The organism is Aeromonas sp. 6P, from assembly GCF_051919525.1.
Classification (GTDB): Bacteria; Pseudomonadota; Gammaproteobacteria; order Enterobacterales; family Aeromonadaceae; genus Aeromonas; species Aeromonas veronii.
Window position 1 is genome coordinate 4,079,732 of sequence record NZ_JBQBEO010000002.1, and the last position, 14,900, is coordinate 4,094,631.

Sequence of the window (14,900 nt, forward strand, 5' to 3'; positions counted from 1 at the left end):
TTATGTAACTTTCTTACAGTTTTACGCTCCTTTCACTGCCGCCGCTACAGGCAAAAACGTCTGATCAGGTGCTGCAACACTGAAGTGGTGGGCTTGACGAAGGAGAGGTCGAGATACTCATCCGGCTGGTGCGCCTGGGTGATATGGCCGGGGCCCATGACGATGGTCTCGCAGCCAAGCTGCTGGATAAACGGCGCCTCGGTGCAGTAGTTGACCGACTCGGCGGCGCGACCGCTCGCCTTCTCAGCTTCGCGCACCAGCACAGAGTCGTCGGCGCAGGCGTAGGCGGGAATGGGCTCGTGCAGATGTTGCAGATGCAAGCAGCCCGGCTGGTGGATCTCGATGGGTGACAGCGCCTCTTTGAGCATTCCCATCAGCTCGTCAGGCCCCACCTGCGGAGTGGGCCGCAGGTCGATATGCAGCTCGCAGCAGCCGCAGATGCGGTTCGGGCTGTCACCGCCCTGAATGTAACCCAGGTTCAGGGTCGGCTGCGGCACGGCAAAGCGGTGGTCGGCGTAGCGATCTTTCAGATCCTGCTGCAAGCGCAGCACCTGCCCCATCGCCTTGTGCATGATCTCCATGGCGTTGACGCCGTTGGCGGGATCCGAGCTGTGACCACTCTTGCCGGTAATGCGGATCGCCTCCGACATGTGTCCCTTGTGGGCCACCACCGGCACCAGTCCGGTCGGCTCGCCAATCACGGCGTAGTCGGGTTTGAGATCGGCTGCGGCGGCGATGGCACGGGCCCCCGCCATGGTGGTCTCTTCGTCGGCAGTGGCGAGAATGCGCAGCGGCTTGGTCAGCTTGGTGAGGTCAATATCTTTGAGCGCCTCGACGATAAAGGCGAAGAAGCCCTTCATGTCGATGGTGCCGAGGCCATAGAGACGGCTGCCCTCTTCGGTCACCTTGAAGGGATCCTTGCTCCACCCTCCTTCATCAAACGGCACCGTATCGGTGTGGCCCGCCAGCAGCAGACCGCCCTCCCCCTGACCAATCGTCGCCACCAGATTGAACTTGCCCGGCAGGTCGGGGAGCGCCGTTACCTCGCACTGAAAACCGAGCTGACCGAACCAGTCGGCCAGCAGCCGGATCACCGCCTCGTTGCTCTGATCCCATTTGGGATCCGTGCTGCTGATAGAGGGAATCGCAATAATATTCTTATAAAGTGAAAAAAAATCCAGATTGGCCATCAGCTCCTCCTTGCGTCCCCGGAATGTTTCTGTTAGAAAATACAAATGCAAAGTGAGTGCATGAATATTCTGCAATTTTACCTGAATATCTGGCTCATCAACAAAGGCTTCTAGTTGTAAGGGAAAGTTAATGTTCTGTCACCTGATCTATAACCGACGACACACACCCGCCTGAATTGCCCCTCCGCACTTGTGCAAAGGGGCGATCGAACACCCTTGCGCACTGCAGCGTCATGCTGTGAATCTCGAACTCTGACTTGGAATATTCAACATGCTTAACACCGTTATCGTCGGTGCCAGTGGCTACGCGGGAGCCGAACTGGCCGCACTGGTACAGAACCATCCACAACTCAAGCTGTTCGGCCTCTATGTCTCCGCCGGCAGTCAGGATGCCCACAAGCGCTTCTCTTCCCTGCATCCCCAGTGGGTCGGTGCCCTCGATCAGCCGCTGTTGCCGCTGGACGAGGATGGCATGACCCGGATCCTGACCCAGGCCGATCTGGTGCTGCTAGCTACCGCCCACGAGGTGAGCGCCGAGCTGGCACCCAAGTTTCTCGCCAAGGGGCTGCCGGTGTTCGATCTCTCCGGCGCCTTCCGGGTCAAGGATCAGGGCTTTTACGACAGCTTCTACGGCTTCACCCACGACAGCGAACAGTGGCTGGATCAGGCCGCCTACGGTCTGGCCGAGTGGAATGCCGATGCCATCGCCACTGCCCAGCTGATTGCGGTGCCGGGTTGCTACCCGACCGCCTCCCTCTGCGCGCTCAAGCCGCTGCAGCAGGATGGCCTGATTGCCAAGGGTTGGCAGCCCATCATCAACGCCGTCTCCGGGGTTTCCGGCGCCGGGCGCAAGGCAGCCATCAACACCAGCTTCTGCGAAGTGAGCCTCAATCCCTACGGCACCTTCAATCACAGACACCAGCCGGAGATCAGCCATCACCTCGGCAAGGAGGTGCTGTTCCAGCCCCACCTTGGCAACTATGTGCGCGGCATTCTGGCCACCATCTATGTGCAGCTGGCGGACGGCGTCACCCCCACCCAGGTGGATCAGGCCTTCCTCAAGGCTTATGAAGGCAAGCCGCTGGTGCGCCTCACCGGCCAGATGCCCTCTATTCGCGGTGTGGCAAACACCCCTTACTGCGATATCGCCTGGCAACAGCAGGGCAACATGCTGGTGGTGGTCTCTGCCATCGACAACCTGCTCAAGGGCGCAGCCTCGCAAGCCATTCAGTGCATAAATATCAAATTCGGATTTGAACCGGCCACCGGCCTGATTTAAGGACTTAGGAAGGATCTCGAACATGGACAAACAGACGTTGGTAATCAAGCTGGGCGGCGCCCTTATCGAGAACGACGAGGCGCTGACCGCCCTGTTCGCTACCCTCAAAACCTTTCTCGACGATCAGCACCGTCCGCTGGTGCTGGTGCACGGCGGTGGCTGTCTGGTGGATGACCTGCTCAAGGGGCTGGGTCTCACCTCTACCAAGAAGAACGGCCTGCGGGTGACCCCGTTCGAGCAGATCCCCTTTATTGCCGGTGCGCTGGCAGGGACCGCCAACAAGCAGATGATGGCCAAGGCAATCGCCACCGGCATTCCGGCGGTGGGGCTCTGTCTGGCAGATGGCGGCCTGTGTCAGGTGACCCAGCTCGACCCGGATCTCGGCGCAGTCGGCGAGTGCAAGCCGGGCAACCCGGCACTGGTGGCGGGCATCCTCGGTCAGGGCTTCCTGCCGGTGGTGAGCTCCATCGGCATCACAGCCGACGGGCAACTGATGAACGTCAACGCGGATCAGGCTGCCACTGCCATTGCCGAGGCGCTCGGTGCCGATCTGGTGATGCTCTCCGACGTGAGCGGCATCCTGGATGGCAAGGGCAAGCTGGTGCCCCAGCTCGACAAGCTGACCGCACTGGATCTGATGGAGAAAGGGGTGATCCGCGACGGCATGGCGGTCAAGGTAGAAGCGGCCCTGCACGCCGCCGAGACTCTCGGCAAACCGGTCTGTGTCGCCAGCTGGCGCTACCCGGATCAGCTGCTCAAGCTGCTGGCTGGCGGCGCGGTCGGCACCCAAGTGGCCATTTGATCTCCACCGGAACAAGGAACATCCGATGCAACATCTTCTGAAAGACAGTGATCTGAACAAAGCCCAGATTGAAGCGCTGATTGCGCTGGGTAAAGCGGTCAAGGCCGACCCGAAGAAGTACAGTCAGGCGCTGGCCGGCAAGAGCGTGGTCACCCTGTTCGAGAAACCCTCCCTGCGTACCCGGGTCACCTTCGACATCGGCATCGCCAAACTGGGCGGCCACAGCGTCTATCTGGATCAGCAGAACGGCGCGCTGGGCAAGCGGGAGTCGGTGAAAGATTTCGCCGCCAACCTGTCGCGCTGGTGTGATGCCATCGTCGCCCGGGTGTTCGATCACCAGACCCTGGTCGAGCTGGCAGCGCACGGCACAGTGCCGGTGGTGAACAGCCTGTGCAACCTCTACCACCCCTGTCAGGGGCTGGCCGACTTTATGACCATTGCCGAGCACTACGACGACCTGTCGAAGGTGAAGCTTGCCTACCTCGGTGATGGCAACAACGTCAGCCACTCTCTGCTGCTGCTGGGGGCGACCCTGGGCACCGACGTCACCCTGATCTGCCCGAAAGGCCACGGCCCGGATACCCAGATCTTCCTGCAGGCGCAGGCACTGGCGGCCAAGTCGGGAGCGACCATCCACATCAGCGATGACGTGGCGGATATCGAAGGGTTCGACGTGGCCTACACCGACACCTGGGTCTCCATGGGTGACAACACCCCGATGGAGCAGGTCAAAGACCTCTTTATGCCTTACCAGATCAACCAGGCTCTGCTCGACCGCACCGGCATTGCACATGTGCTGCACTGCCAGCCGGCCCACCGGGAGCTGGAGATCACCTCGCAGGTGATGGATGGCCCCGCCTCCCTCATCATGGACGAGGCCGAAAACCGGATGCATATCCAGAACGCCGTGTTGCTGACCCTTCTCGGCAACAAGTAACGCGGCAATCAACCTGAATCACGACCCTTTTATTGAATCATCATCGAATCATCACGGAGAGAAGTAACATGAGCGGAATCAACAAGATCGTACTGGCTTACTCGGGTGGACTGGATACCTCGGCCATCATTCCCTGGCTGAAAGAGCACTATGATGCCGAAATCATTGCCTTCGTGGCCGACGTCGGTCAGGAGCGCGACGATCTGGAAGGGATCGAGCAGAAGGCCATCGCCTCCGGCGCCACCAAGTGCATCATCAAGGATCTGCGGGAAGAGTTCGTCAAAGAGTACGTCTATCCGACCCTGAAGACCGGCGCCGTCTATGAAGGCACCTATCTGCTGGGCACCTCCATGGCCCGTCCGGTGATCGCCAAGGCGATGGTCGAGGCCGCGCTGGCGGAAGGGGCCGATGCCATCTCCCACGGTTGCACCGGCAAGGGTAACGATCAGGTGCGTTTCGAAGGCGCGGTCGCCGCGCTGGCGCCCCAGCTGAAAGTGATTGCCCCGTGGCGGATCTGGGACATGCGCTCCCGGGAAGATCTGCTCTCCTATCTGGAGACCCGCAACATTCCCTGCAAGGCGACCCTGAAGAAGATCTACAGCCGCGATGCCAACGCCTGGCACATCTCCACCGAGGGTGGCGAGCTGGAGAGCACCTGGAACGAGCCGTCCGAAGCGGTCTGGCAGTGGACCGTACCGGCCGAACAGGCACCGGATCAGCCGGAGTACGTCAAGCTGACCGTGGCGCAGGGTGAAGTGGTGGCCGTGGATGACCAGCCGCTGAGCCCGCACCAGATCCTGATGACCCTGAACGAGCGGGCCGGCAAGCACGGCGTGGGCCGCATCGACATCACCGAAAACCGGATGGTGGGGATGAAGTCCCGCGGCTGCTATGAAACCCCGGGCGGTACCGTGATGGTCGCCGCGCTGCGCGCCGTGGAAGAGCTGGTCTTGGATCGCCCAACCCGCGCCTGGCGGGAGAAGCTGGGTGCCGAGTTCTCCCACCTGGTCTATGACGGTCGCTGGTTCACTCCGCTGTGCAAGGCGATCCTCGCCTCTGCCAACGCCATCGCCGAAGATCTCGACGGTGAAGTGGTGCTGAAGATGTACAAGGGGCAGGTCACTGCGGTGCAGAAGAAGTCGCCGAACAGCCTCTACTCCGAAGATTTCGCTACCTTCGGCGCCGACGAAGTGTATGACCAGAGCCATGCCGAAGGCTTTATCCGTCTCTACACCCTGGCCAGCCGGATCCGCGCCATGAAGGAGCAACATCAAGCCATCGGTGGCGACCATACCCACGGCTAAGCAAGCGCGATAACCCGTTGATTCCGTTGAGGGGGCATGGCCCCCTCTTCTACAGGCAGAGGGCATAGCCCCTGACCCATCATCGGCGGGTGTGACAAAAGCGGCAGCGCCCCGGCCGCTTCTGTGAGATAACAGGCTCGCAGAAAAACAGGGCACGATTTCAAGCTCGGTGGCCAGGGCGCCGCCGACAACGCATTCAAGGAGAGCAGTATGGCACTTTGGGGTGGACGCTTCAGTCAGGGAGCCGATAGCCGGTTCAAGCAGTTCAACGATTCGCTGCGGTTCGATTACCGGCTGGCGGAGCAGGATATTCAGGGCTCCATGGCCTGGGCCAAAGCGCTGGTGAAGGTGGGCGTATTGACCGCCGATGAGCAGGGCAAACTGCAACAGGCGATGGAGGTGCTGCTCGCCTCGGTGCAGCAGGATCCCCAACAGATCCTGAGTTCGGACGCCGAAGATATCCACTCCTGGGTCGAGAGCCAGCTAATCGCCGCCGTCGGCGATCTTGGCAAGAAGCTGCACACCGGCCGCTCGCGCAACGATCAGGTCGCCACCGACCTGAAACTCTGGTGCAAGGCGCAGGGCGAGCTGCTGCTCGGCTCCATCACCGCCCTGCAGCAGGGGCTGGTCGCCTCCGCCCGCGTCAATCAGGCTGCGGTGCTGCCCGGTTACACCCACCTGCAGCGGGCCCAGCCGGTCACCTACGCCCACTGGGCGCTGGCCTATGTGGAGATGCTGGAGCGGGATTACTCACGGCTGCAGGATGCCCTCAAACGTCTCGACACCAGCCCGCTCGGCTGCGGCGCGCTGGCGGGCACTGCCTATGCCATCGACCGCGAAGCCTTGGCGCTCGACATGGGCTTTGCCGCTGCCACCCGCAACAGCTTGGATTCGGTCTCAGACCGGGATCACGTGGTGGAGCTGATGCACGTAGCGTCCCTCTCCATGACCCACCTGTCGCGCTTTGCCGAAGACCTTATCTTCTACAACACCGGCGAGGCGGGCTTTGTCGAGCTCTCCGATGCGGTCACTTCCGGCTCGTCGCTGATGCCGCAGAAGAAGAACCCGGATGCGCTGGAGCTGATCCGCGGCAAGACCGGCCGGGTGGTCGGCGCCCAGATGGGCATGCTGATGAGCCTCAAGGCGCTGCCGCTGGCCTACAACAAGGACATGCAGGAAGACAAGGAGGGACTGTTCGATGCCCTCGACACCTGGCACGACTGCCTCGACATGGCGGCGCTGGTGCTGATCGATCTGAAGGTGAATGGCGAGCGCACCATGGCGGCGGCGCAGGGGGGTTACGCCAACGCCACCGAGCTGGCGGACTATCTGGTGGCCAAGGGGATTCCATTCCGTGAAGCGCACCATATCGTCGGCGAAACCGTGGTCTTTGCCATCAGTGTGGGCCGCCCGCTGGAGGAGCTCTCCATCGGCGAGTTCCAGCGCTTCAGCCCGGTGATCGAGTTCGACGTATACCCCAATTTGGAACTGGAAGCGACCCTGGCCAAGCGGGTCGCCAAAGGCGGCGTCGCCCGCGAGCAGGTAGAGACAGCCCTTACCGCCGCCGAACAGTGGCTGGCCAAGCGGGTGGGTTAAGCCAACCGGCTTGTCATCCAAAGTTGAAAGCAAAACGGCAACCTCGGTTGCCGTTTTTTATTGCTCACCGCGGTTCAGGCGCTGGCATTAAGCAGTTTGCCAACCCCATCGCCCTTGCCATTGGGCAGGGTCTGTTTAAAGGCTGCGAGCAGCTGATCGAGGTTGAGATGGCTGGCACCGAGGGAATCCTTGAGGGTATCGAGCTCACTTTGCAGGGCATCGAGGCGGGTGCTCTGGGTGCCGCTCGCCAGCTGGTTGAGGGCGCTGTCGATGGCAGCCGGGAGGGATTGGCCACCATTCTCCTGCCCCAAGGTCTGCATCAGCTCCCCCATAAAGTGGTTGATGGCCGAGCGGTTCTGTTCGCTATCGGCCTCCTTGATACCGAGCCGCTGGAACAGGCTCTGGACGGTCGGGGCGAGGTGCTCCTCCTGTACGGCAGGCTGCACGGGCTGGGGTTTGCTACTGCTGCCAAGCAGCTGGCTACCCAGCTTGAGGGCGATCGAGGCAAGGGGAAACAGGCTGCTGATCATGATATCTCTCCGCGACAACGACCCTTGATTGTGTTGCCAAGAGGAGTGCATAAGCGGGGCCAAAATTTAGTGAACAGCACAGGGCGAAACCAACCCATTGAGCCACCGAGTGATTTGAATCGCCGCCTTGTGTTAGTGGGCATTGCGGCTGAGGTCATCACAAGAGAGCCGAGCGGCCAGCGGCTGCCGCTGCAGATCGAAGCGGCAAAGGGGCATTGCCGCAGCAAACCGGAGGCGGCAGGGCTCCTCTTCGCTATATGCCGGTACATGCCCGCCATCCCCTCGATTACGTCATTTTTCATTCATGAAACTTATGGCTATTAAGATCATGTGAATTTTCTTATCTAATATGTTCGCGCAAGATGGCTCTCAAACCGGATTTGCCGTCACCGCAATGCTGGCCGGCAGCCGCCTTCTCCCTGCCTCTTTCGTTTATGGAGTCGCTATGTCCCTGATCACCCCCTATATCTCCCCCGAAGTCAGCCAGCTGGCTCCCGGCTTTCGCGCTTTGAGCATCACGGTGCAGGCCGCCGCCGTGGTCGACCCGAACGTGGGGGCGCGCGCCCTTGATGAAGCCTGCACCGCCATGCTGACCGCCGATGTGCCGTGGGCAGAGGCGCATCTCGCCGCCTGGGGCGAGCTGTTCAGAAAATTTGGCGCCAAGCCGCAGCGGACTCCCTGTTCCGCCGAGGCTCTGAGAAAGCGGGTCGCCCGCGACGGCAACCTGCCCGCCATCGATCCCGTGGTCGATCTCTACAACGCCATCAGTATCCGCTACGCCATTCCGGTGGGGGGCGAAAACCTGCTTGCTTATGAGGGACTACCGCGACTGGTGGTAGCCGATGGCAGCGAGCAGTTCGATACCATGAAGGGGGGCGAGCCCGCACACGAATCTCCGGAACCCGGCGAGGTGGTCTGGCGGGATGACAAGGGGGTCACCTGTCGGCGCTGGAACTGGCGGCAGGGTGTGCGTACCCGACTCAGTGTCGATTCGGGCCAGATGTGGTTTATTCTGGAGAGCCTGCCCGAGATGCCGCTGGCTGCGCTGCATGAGGCGGGGGAAAAACTGGTCGCCGGACTGCGGGAGATGATGCCGGAAGCGGTGATCACACAGAGCCTGTTCGGCGATGTTGAGTAAATAGAAGGACGAGCCAACTCGTCACCGATAGATACAGAGAGGGGCGCCACAGCGCCCCTCTCTCTTTTCACCCTGCTCAGCCCAGCAGTAGATAGAGCTGGTGAGCCGCCACCCCGGCGCACAAGCCGCCGACCGTGTGGGCGACAATGGCGCGGGAGGTGAGGTGGCGATAGCCGAGGGCATCGAGCATGGCGGTGTGGGTGCTCAGAAAGCCACTCCAGCACATCCCCATGGCGGTAAACACCGCGACCTCGTTACCGGTGATCCACCCCTTGGCGATAAAGGGGGGCACCAGTGACATGGCGGCACCGACCGCACCAAGCGAGGTAGCCGGGAAGGCAACCAGCTCCGGCTGCTGGAAGCCGAACAGCAGGTCAAACAGCCAGCTCACCTTGGCGGCCAGCACCGGCAGCAGGGCTACCCCCTGAAACGCTTCGCCGGTATAGCCCTTGTCGCCCGGGCCGAAGGTGAGCAGCATCACGAAGGTACTGATGATCAGCACCCCGGGGATCACCGCCATCCCCAGCTCCACGCCAGATTTGCCACCATCGAGCAGAGAGTTGAGGATACGCAGCCAGCCGGGAGCCGCCTCTTTGGTCACCCCTACCTTGCGGCCGTCGGACGGTACAGCGTCATCGTTCAGCACTTCCCCCACCAAGGGGCGGATCATCCGCTGCATCAGTCGGGTAGAGACCACCGAGCCCACCAGAGCGCCGAGCAGCCCGATCAGCGCCGCGCTGGCAGTGGATTCACCGCTCGGCAGCTGCAAGGTGGCCATAAAGGTCACCACGATCAGCCCCATGCCAAAGGCGGTACCGAAGTTGGTGAGCGACACCAGCTGCCAGGGAGTGAAGCCTTTGCGAAAGCGGCTGTCCTTGGCGAGGCTGATCACCGCCGGGTTGTCGGAGAAGAAGGTCATCAGCGCCGCCAGCGCGGTGCGACCGGGCAGACGAAACACCGGCTTCATCAGCGGGGCCAGCAGTACTTCCAGCAGGCGGATCACCCCGAACTCGCTCAAGAGCTGGCTCAGGGCACCGGAGAGCACCGTGATCCCCATGATAAAGAGCACGGTATTGAGCAGCAGCTGGTGGGCGGTATTGAACAGGGTGTTGACCATGGCCGAGAGGCCCATCTGGCTGCCGAGGTAACCGAACAGGCTGCCAAGAATAAGCAGTACCAGCACGGGTTCCATCCAGTTCCTAATGGCGGCAAGTCGCCCCTTTGACTCTATAACTACATGATTTTCCATATCTATCCTGCGGTTCATCTGTGCGTGTGTGGTTGTTTTTATGGTTAAAAAATGGCTGCGCCAAATAGAAAAAAGCCCTTGTCTTGCGACAAGGGCTTTTTGAATTGGCTCCTCCTACTGGACTTGAACCAGTGACATACGGATTAACAGTCCGCCGTTCTACCGACTGAACTAAGGAGGAATTGTAATTGGTGCCCAGAGACGGAATCGAACCGCCGACACGGGGATTTTCAATCCCCTGCTCTACCGACTGAGCTATCTGGGCAAATGGTGCCGGCTACCGGAATCGAACTGGTGACCTACTGATTACAAGTCAGTTGCTCTACCTACTGAGCTAAGCCGGCACACTTTAAACCATTGTGCATGAACAAATTTTTTATTTCATGGCACCAAAATTGGTGCCCAGAGACGGAATCGAACCGCCGACACGGGGATTTTCAATCCCCTGCTCTACCGACTGAGCTATCTGGGCGTGGGCGCTATTAAACGGATTTTAAGGCGGATGGTCAACGGGAAATTTCACTTTTTGTCTCGTTCGTCTCTTTTTTGCGCAACATCGTCCATTTCTGCCACTTCTTCGGCACAGGCCGCGCGTTTTCGCCCCCAGACTCTGGGTTCCTCCCCCTTGAGCAGGCGGGAGATGTTCTCGTGATGGCGGATCAGAATGAGGCAGGAGAGCAGGGAGACTGGCAGGGTATATTCGGGTTTGAGCAGATAGGTGAAGAGCGGCGTCAGCAGCACGGTAATGATGGAGGCCAGCGAGGAGTAGCCGCTCACCAGCAGCACCAGCAGCCAGGTGCCAATCACGGCGCCCCCCATGGTAAAGCCGATGGGCATCATGGTCCCCAGCGCCGTCGCCACCCCTTTGCCACCACGAAAATGAAAGAAGATGGGGTACATATGGCCGAGGCAGGCGGCGACCCCGATAAAGCCGAGGTAGACGGGTTTGATCTGCAGATACCAGGCGAGATAGACGGGCACAGTGCCCTTGAGCACATCGAGCAACAGCACCACCAGCGCCGCCATCCGGCCACCGAGGCGCAGAACATTGGTTGCCCCCGGATTGTGGGAGCCATGATCCCGCGGGTCGGGCAGACCGGTACAGCGGGAGACCAGCACAGCACTGGATAGTGAACCACCCAGGTAGGCCAGAATAATCATCAAAATCGTCAGGGCCGTCATCTTGGTCGTTTTTACCACGATATGAATGGGGTATGATGCGGGCCACATACGCTGGCATGGGCCCATGCCCACCCAGAGCGCCTCGGCAAGCCTGTTGCCCGGCCAGCATCCCTGCGCTGTCATCACAGCCCATCAAGAGTAAAGAAGAAGTACAGTCATGGACAAGGTGTTTATTCGCGGACTCGAAGTTTTGACCACCATAGGTGTATATGAGTGGGAGAAGGGCATTCGCCAAAAGCTCCGTTTTGACCTCGAGATGGGGTTCGACAACCGCCCCGCGGCAGCAACCGACGACATCAATCTGGCACTGGATTATGCCGACCTCTCCAACAAGATTTGCGAGCATGTCAGCGGCAAGGTGGTCGAGCTGGTCGAAACCATGGCCGAGCAGGTTGCCATGCTGGTGCTCGCCGACGAGCGGGTACAGTGGGTCAAGGTGACCCTCACCAAGCCGGGCGCCGTGCCCAATGCCGCCGGGGTCGGCGTCGAGATCCTGCGCCATCGCACCCCGGCCGCGAGCAGCAACTGATGACCACCATCTATATTAGCCTCGGCTCCAACATCGAGCGGGAGCGCCATATTCGCGCCGGGCTCGATGCCCTGCACGCCGAATTTGGCGAGCTGCGGGTCTCCCGGGTATTCGAGAGCGAGGCGGTCGGCTTCAACGGCCGCCCCTTCTACAACCTGGTAGCGGCTGCCGAGACCGACCTGCCGCTGACCACCGTCTGCCAGCGACTGCGGGCCATGGAGTTCGCCCACGGCCGCGAGCCGGATGCCAAGAAGTTCGCCCCGCGTACCCTGGATCTCGACCTGCTGCTCTATGGCGATCTGGTCTGCGACACCCCGCTGGTGCTGCCGCGCGGTGAAGTGCTCACCAACGCCTTCGTGCTGTGGCCACTGGCCGAGCTGGCACCCAAACTGCGCCACCCCGTCGATGGCCGCACCATGGGCGAGCTGTGGCAAGCCTATGACAAGGCCTCCCAGCAACTGTGCCCCATTCCCTTTCACTGGGAAGCGTGCGAATTGCAGCATCACTGATCCGCAAGGGCGCCTCACGGCGCCCTTGTTGTTTTCACGGACAGGGTTGCTTATCACGGATAAGAAAGTGTCATTGGGCCTGACCCTGCGAGGCTGGCAGGATAGCGCCCACTACAGGAGAACCCCATGCCACTCAATACCATTCACCACTTCAACTGCCAGCTGCTGGCCGAACTGCCCCACCAGCGCTATGAGCATGAACCCATCCTCGACTACGCCACCGACGAAAAGGTCAAAGCCCGCCTCGGCTGGCAGGCGGAGTTCAGCAAGACCCTGTTTCTCAAGTTCAAGGATGGCCGCTTCGCCCTGCTGCTGACCCACAGGGACGGCAGGCTCGACAACAAGGCGGTCAAGGCCGCACTCGGTGCCAAGCCCTCCATCTGCACCGCCGAAGAGATGCAGGCGGAGATCGGCTGCCTGCCGGGGGCGGTCTGCCCCTTCCTGCCCCGCGCCGATATTCCGCTACTGGTGGATCAGCAACTGCTCAACCACACCGCCTTCACCTGGACTCCGGGCCACCCGGAGCAGACCTTTCTGCTGGCGACCACCCATCTGGCCGAGGTGCTGGCGCAGCTCCCCTGCGAGGTCAGCTATCTGCCCGCGCCGACGGCGTAGCACCATCGCGCGCCAGCTGGGCGAAGATCAGCGCCGCCAGCATGGACAGCAGCCCGACACAGAGGTAGGTAAGATGGAACCCGGCCAGCCACTGGCCGTTGGCCGCTGAGGTACCCGCCGAGAAGAGCCCGAGCAGGCTGGCGGCAATCGCCACCCCCAAGCTCATGGAGAGCTGCATCACCACCGAGAGCAGACCGTTGCCACTGCTGGCCAGGGTCGGGCTGAGATCTTGCAGCGTGAGAGTGTTCATGGCGGAGAACTGCAGCGAGTTGATGGCGCCGAAGATCGCCAGCCAGCCCAGCAAGACCCCGTAGGGGAGCTGGTTGTCGATGAAATAGAAGCTGGCGATCATCGCCCCTAGTAGCAGGGTGTTGCCGATCAGGATGCGGCGATAGCCCACCTTCGGAATAAGCTTGTTCACCAGCGTCTTGGTCAGCATGGCGCCAATCACTGTGGGGATCATGGTCATCCCCGCCTTGCTTGGCGAGAAACCGAGCCCCAGCTGCAGAAACAGCGGGGTGAGGAAGGGCATGGCGCCGCTGCCGAGGCGGGCAAACAGGTTGCCCCAGATGCCGATGGCAAAGGTGGCGGTCTTGAACAGGCTCAGGCTAAAGAGCGGCTGTTGTGCATTGGCGGCATAGAGCCAGTAGCTCGCCATCGCAGCCAAGCCGAAGATCAGTGCAAACAGCGCCCAACCGGTGGAGATGCTGTGCTCCCCCAGACCCTGCAAGCCGACCGACACCAGCACCATGCCGACGCTGAACATCACAAAGCCCTGCCAGTCGAACCGGGCGGTCTGCTGCCGCAGCTCCGGCATAAAGTGCCAGCTGGCGATAAAGCCGAGCAACCCCACCGGCAGATTGATGAGAAACACCCAGTGCCAGCTCGCCACTTCCACCAGCCAGCCACCGAGCGCCGGCCCCATCAGCGGGCCGAGCAGCCCCGGGATGGTGACAAACGACATCACCCGCAGCAGCTCGTGCTTGTCATAGACCCGCAGCACCGCCAACCGTCCCACCGGCATCAGCAGCGCACCGCCAATCCCCTGAAGTACCCGGGCGGCCACCAGCATGGAGAGCGAATTGGAGGCGGCGCAGGCGAGCGAGCCGAGGGTAAAGAGCGAGATGGCAGCCAGATAGATGCGGCGGGTGCCGAATCTGTCAGCCAACCAGCCGGAGGCCGGGATCAGTAACGCCACCGTCAGCATGTAGGCGATGATCACCGACTGCATCTGCAGCGGGCTCTCTCCCAAGGTCTCGGCCATGCTGGGCAGGGCAGTGTTGAGAATGGTGCCATCCAGCGCCTGCATAAAGAAACCGACCGCCGCCAGCAGGGGCAGCCACTTGCGCTGGGCATCTGTCACTGTGTGGCTCATTGCCACCTCCATTATTTTTGCGGGGGAGCGGCGGCGGTCAGGAAGAGATCGACACAACTCAGGGTCCAGGCATCCTGCTCGGCAGCGCTCTGGGTCAACGGCAGACCCAGCTCACGGAGCATTCGCTCCTTGCCCTGCCACATCAGCAACAGCTGCAAGGCGGCCTGTTCGCTGTCTTGATGGCACAGCAGGCCTTGCTGCTTTTGCTGCTCCAGCCAGTTGGACAGCATCTCGGTCACATAGAGCGGGCCCGCCTCGAAAAAAAGGGTGGCCAGCTGGGCATCGTTGCAGCTGATGCAGGTGCGAAAGATATTGATGGCATCATCGCTCAGGATCAACTTGCGAAAGCTGCGACCAAAGGCAATCAGACTCTCCCGCACATTGTTGCCACGCAACAATACCTCCGGCATCAGCTCACTGCTGACGCACTTGCTGCCCACCGCTTCGGCAAACAGCGACTCCTTGTTGGCAAAATGGCTGTAGACCGTCTGCTTGGAGACGCCCGCTTCACTGGCCACCATGTCCATGCTGACCAGATGCAGACCGTGCTGACAGAAGAGCCGCCCAGCAGCATCGAGGATCGCAGCCCGCTTCTGCTGACTACGGGGTGAAATGTTCATTTTTCCTCCACAATCAAACTGGACAGTCTAGTTTCGAAAAACTAG

General features: G+C 61.1%; 15 protein-coding genes and 4 tRNA genes. 9 read left to right on the forward strand and 10 right to left on the reverse strand.

Features of this window, described 5'->3' with window-relative positions:
* Positions 1-44 precede the first annotated feature (44 nt).
* Positions 45-1,190 carry an acetylornithine deacetylase gene (gene argE / locus ACTG2J_RS18875; RefSeq protein WP_113740574.1) on the reverse strand — a complete coding sequence of 382 codons (1,146 nt, stop codon included), beginning with the start codon at positions 1,188-1,190 and terminating at the stop codon, positions 45-47.
* 271 nt (positions 1,191-1,461) lie between these two features.
* Here argE and argC point away from each other — a divergent pair, with 271 nt between their 5' ends.
* From argC to argH, 5 genes are all read left to right on the forward strand, one after another.
* Positions 1,462-2,469 (forward strand): N-acetyl-gamma-glutamyl-phosphate reductase, encoded by a 1,008-nt coding sequence (gene argC, locus ACTG2J_RS18880; RefSeq protein ID WP_113740573.1) that lies wholly within the window; start codon positions 1,462-1,464, stop codon positions 2,467-2,469.
* Between the two features lie 22 nt (positions 2,470-2,491).
* Positions 2,492-3,271: an acetylglutamate kinase gene (gene argB, locus ACTG2J_RS18885; RefSeq protein WP_101348150.1), complete on the forward strand. Its 780-nt coding sequence runs from the start codon at positions 2,492-2,494 to the stop codon at positions 3,269-3,271.
* A gap of 25 nt (positions 3,272-3,296) precedes the next feature.
* Entirely contained in the window at positions 3,297-4,208 is a 912-nt protein-coding gene (locus tag ACTG2J_RS18890) for an ornithine carbamoyltransferase (RefSeq protein ID WP_162628465.1), read from the forward strand.
* Positions 4,209-4,276: 68 nt separating this feature from the next.
* Positions 4,277-5,512, forward strand: coding sequence for an argininosuccinate synthase (locus ACTG2J_RS18895; RefSeq protein ID WP_033115910.1), 1,236 nt, complete (start codon positions 4,277-4,279; stop codon positions 5,510-5,512).
* 210 nt (positions 5,513-5,722) lie between these two features.
* Positions 5,723-7,108, forward strand: a complete 1,386-nt coding sequence (gene argH, locus ACTG2J_RS18900; protein WP_113740571.1) for an argininosuccinate lyase — start codon at positions 5,723-5,725, stop codon at positions 7,106-7,108.
* Between the two features lie 74 nt (positions 7,109-7,182).
* Here argH and ACTG2J_RS18905 read toward each other — a convergent pair whose 3' ends face one another.
* Complete coding sequence (locus tag ACTG2J_RS18905; protein ID WP_113740570.1) at positions 7,183-7,638, reverse strand: hypothetical protein; 456 nt, start codon at positions 7,636-7,638, stop codon at positions 7,183-7,185.
* 445 nt (positions 7,639-8,083) lie between these two features.
* Between ACTG2J_RS18905 and ACTG2J_RS18910 the strand changes: the two genes are divergently transcribed.
* A complete protein-coding gene (locus tag ACTG2J_RS18910) occupies positions 8,084-8,776 on the forward strand; it encodes a B3/B4 domain-containing protein (protein WP_107684302.1) in 693 nt (230 codons plus the stop codon).
* 76 nt (positions 8,777-8,852) lie between these two features.
* Here ACTG2J_RS18910 and ACTG2J_RS18915 read toward each other — a convergent pair whose 3' ends face one another.
* From ACTG2J_RS18915 to plsY, 6 genes are all read right to left on the reverse strand, one after another.
* Positions 8,853-10,025 (reverse strand): CD0519/CD1768 family membrane protein, encoded by a 1,173-nt coding sequence (locus ACTG2J_RS18915; RefSeq protein WP_113740569.1) that lies wholly within the window; start codon positions 10,023-10,025, stop codon positions 8,853-8,855.
* Between the two features lie 105 nt (positions 10,026-10,130).
* A tRNA-Asn gene (locus tag ACTG2J_RS18920) sits at positions 10,131-10,206 on the reverse strand.
* An 8-nt stretch (positions 10,207-10,214) separates the two neighbouring features.
* Positions 10,215-10,290, reverse strand: a tRNA-Phe gene (locus tag ACTG2J_RS18925).
* A gap of 3 nt (positions 10,291-10,293) precedes the next feature.
* Positions 10,294-10,369: transfer RNA gene (locus ACTG2J_RS18930), tRNA-Thr, on the reverse strand.
* 52 nt (positions 10,370-10,421) lie between these two features.
* A tRNA-Phe gene (locus ACTG2J_RS18935) sits at positions 10,422-10,497 on the reverse strand.
* Positions 10,498-10,544: 47 nt separating this feature from the next.
* Positions 10,545-11,207, reverse strand: coding sequence for a glycerol-3-phosphate 1-O-acyltransferase PlsY (plsY, locus tag ACTG2J_RS18940; protein ID WP_031227839.1), 663 nt, complete (start codon positions 11,205-11,207; stop codon positions 10,545-10,547).
* 157 nt (positions 11,208-11,364) lie between these two features.
* Here plsY and folB point away from each other — a divergent pair, with 157 nt between their 5' ends.
* From folB to ACTG2J_RS18955, 3 genes are all read left to right on the forward strand, one after another.
* A complete protein-coding gene (gene folB, locus ACTG2J_RS18945; protein WP_005355064.1) occupies positions 11,365-11,736 on the forward strand; it encodes a dihydroneopterin aldolase in 372 nt (123 codons plus the stop codon).
* Positions 11,736-12,245 carry a 2-amino-4-hydroxy-6-hydroxymethyldihydropteridine diphosphokinase gene (gene folK, locus ACTG2J_RS18950; protein WP_107684303.1) on the forward strand — a complete coding sequence of 170 codons (510 nt, stop codon included), beginning with the start codon at positions 11,736-11,738 and terminating at the stop codon, positions 12,243-12,245. Before folB ends, folK begins: the two co-directional genes overlap by 1 nt.
* A gap of 126 nt (positions 12,246-12,371) precedes the next feature.
* Positions 12,372-12,860, forward strand: coding sequence for a YbaK/EbsC family protein (locus tag ACTG2J_RS18955; protein ID WP_113740286.1), 489 nt, complete (start codon positions 12,372-12,374; stop codon positions 12,858-12,860).
* Here ACTG2J_RS18955 and mdtD read toward each other — a convergent pair.
* Both mdtD and ACTG2J_RS18965 read right to left on the reverse strand, forming a co-directional pair.
* Positions 12,832-14,235 (reverse strand): multidrug transporter subunit MdtD, encoded by a 1,404-nt coding sequence (gene mdtD / locus ACTG2J_RS18960; RefSeq protein ID WP_113740285.1) that lies wholly within the window; start codon positions 14,233-14,235, stop codon positions 12,832-12,834. The two genes, ACTG2J_RS18955 and mdtD, sit on opposite strands and share 29 nt — an antisense overlap.
* An 11-nt stretch (positions 14,236-14,246) precedes the next feature.
* A complete protein-coding gene (locus ACTG2J_RS18965; RefSeq protein WP_005355070.1) occupies positions 14,247-14,855 on the reverse strand; it encodes a TetR/AcrR family transcriptional regulator in 609 nt (202 codons plus the stop codon).
* Between the last annotated feature and the right edge of the window lie 45 nt (positions 14,856-14,900).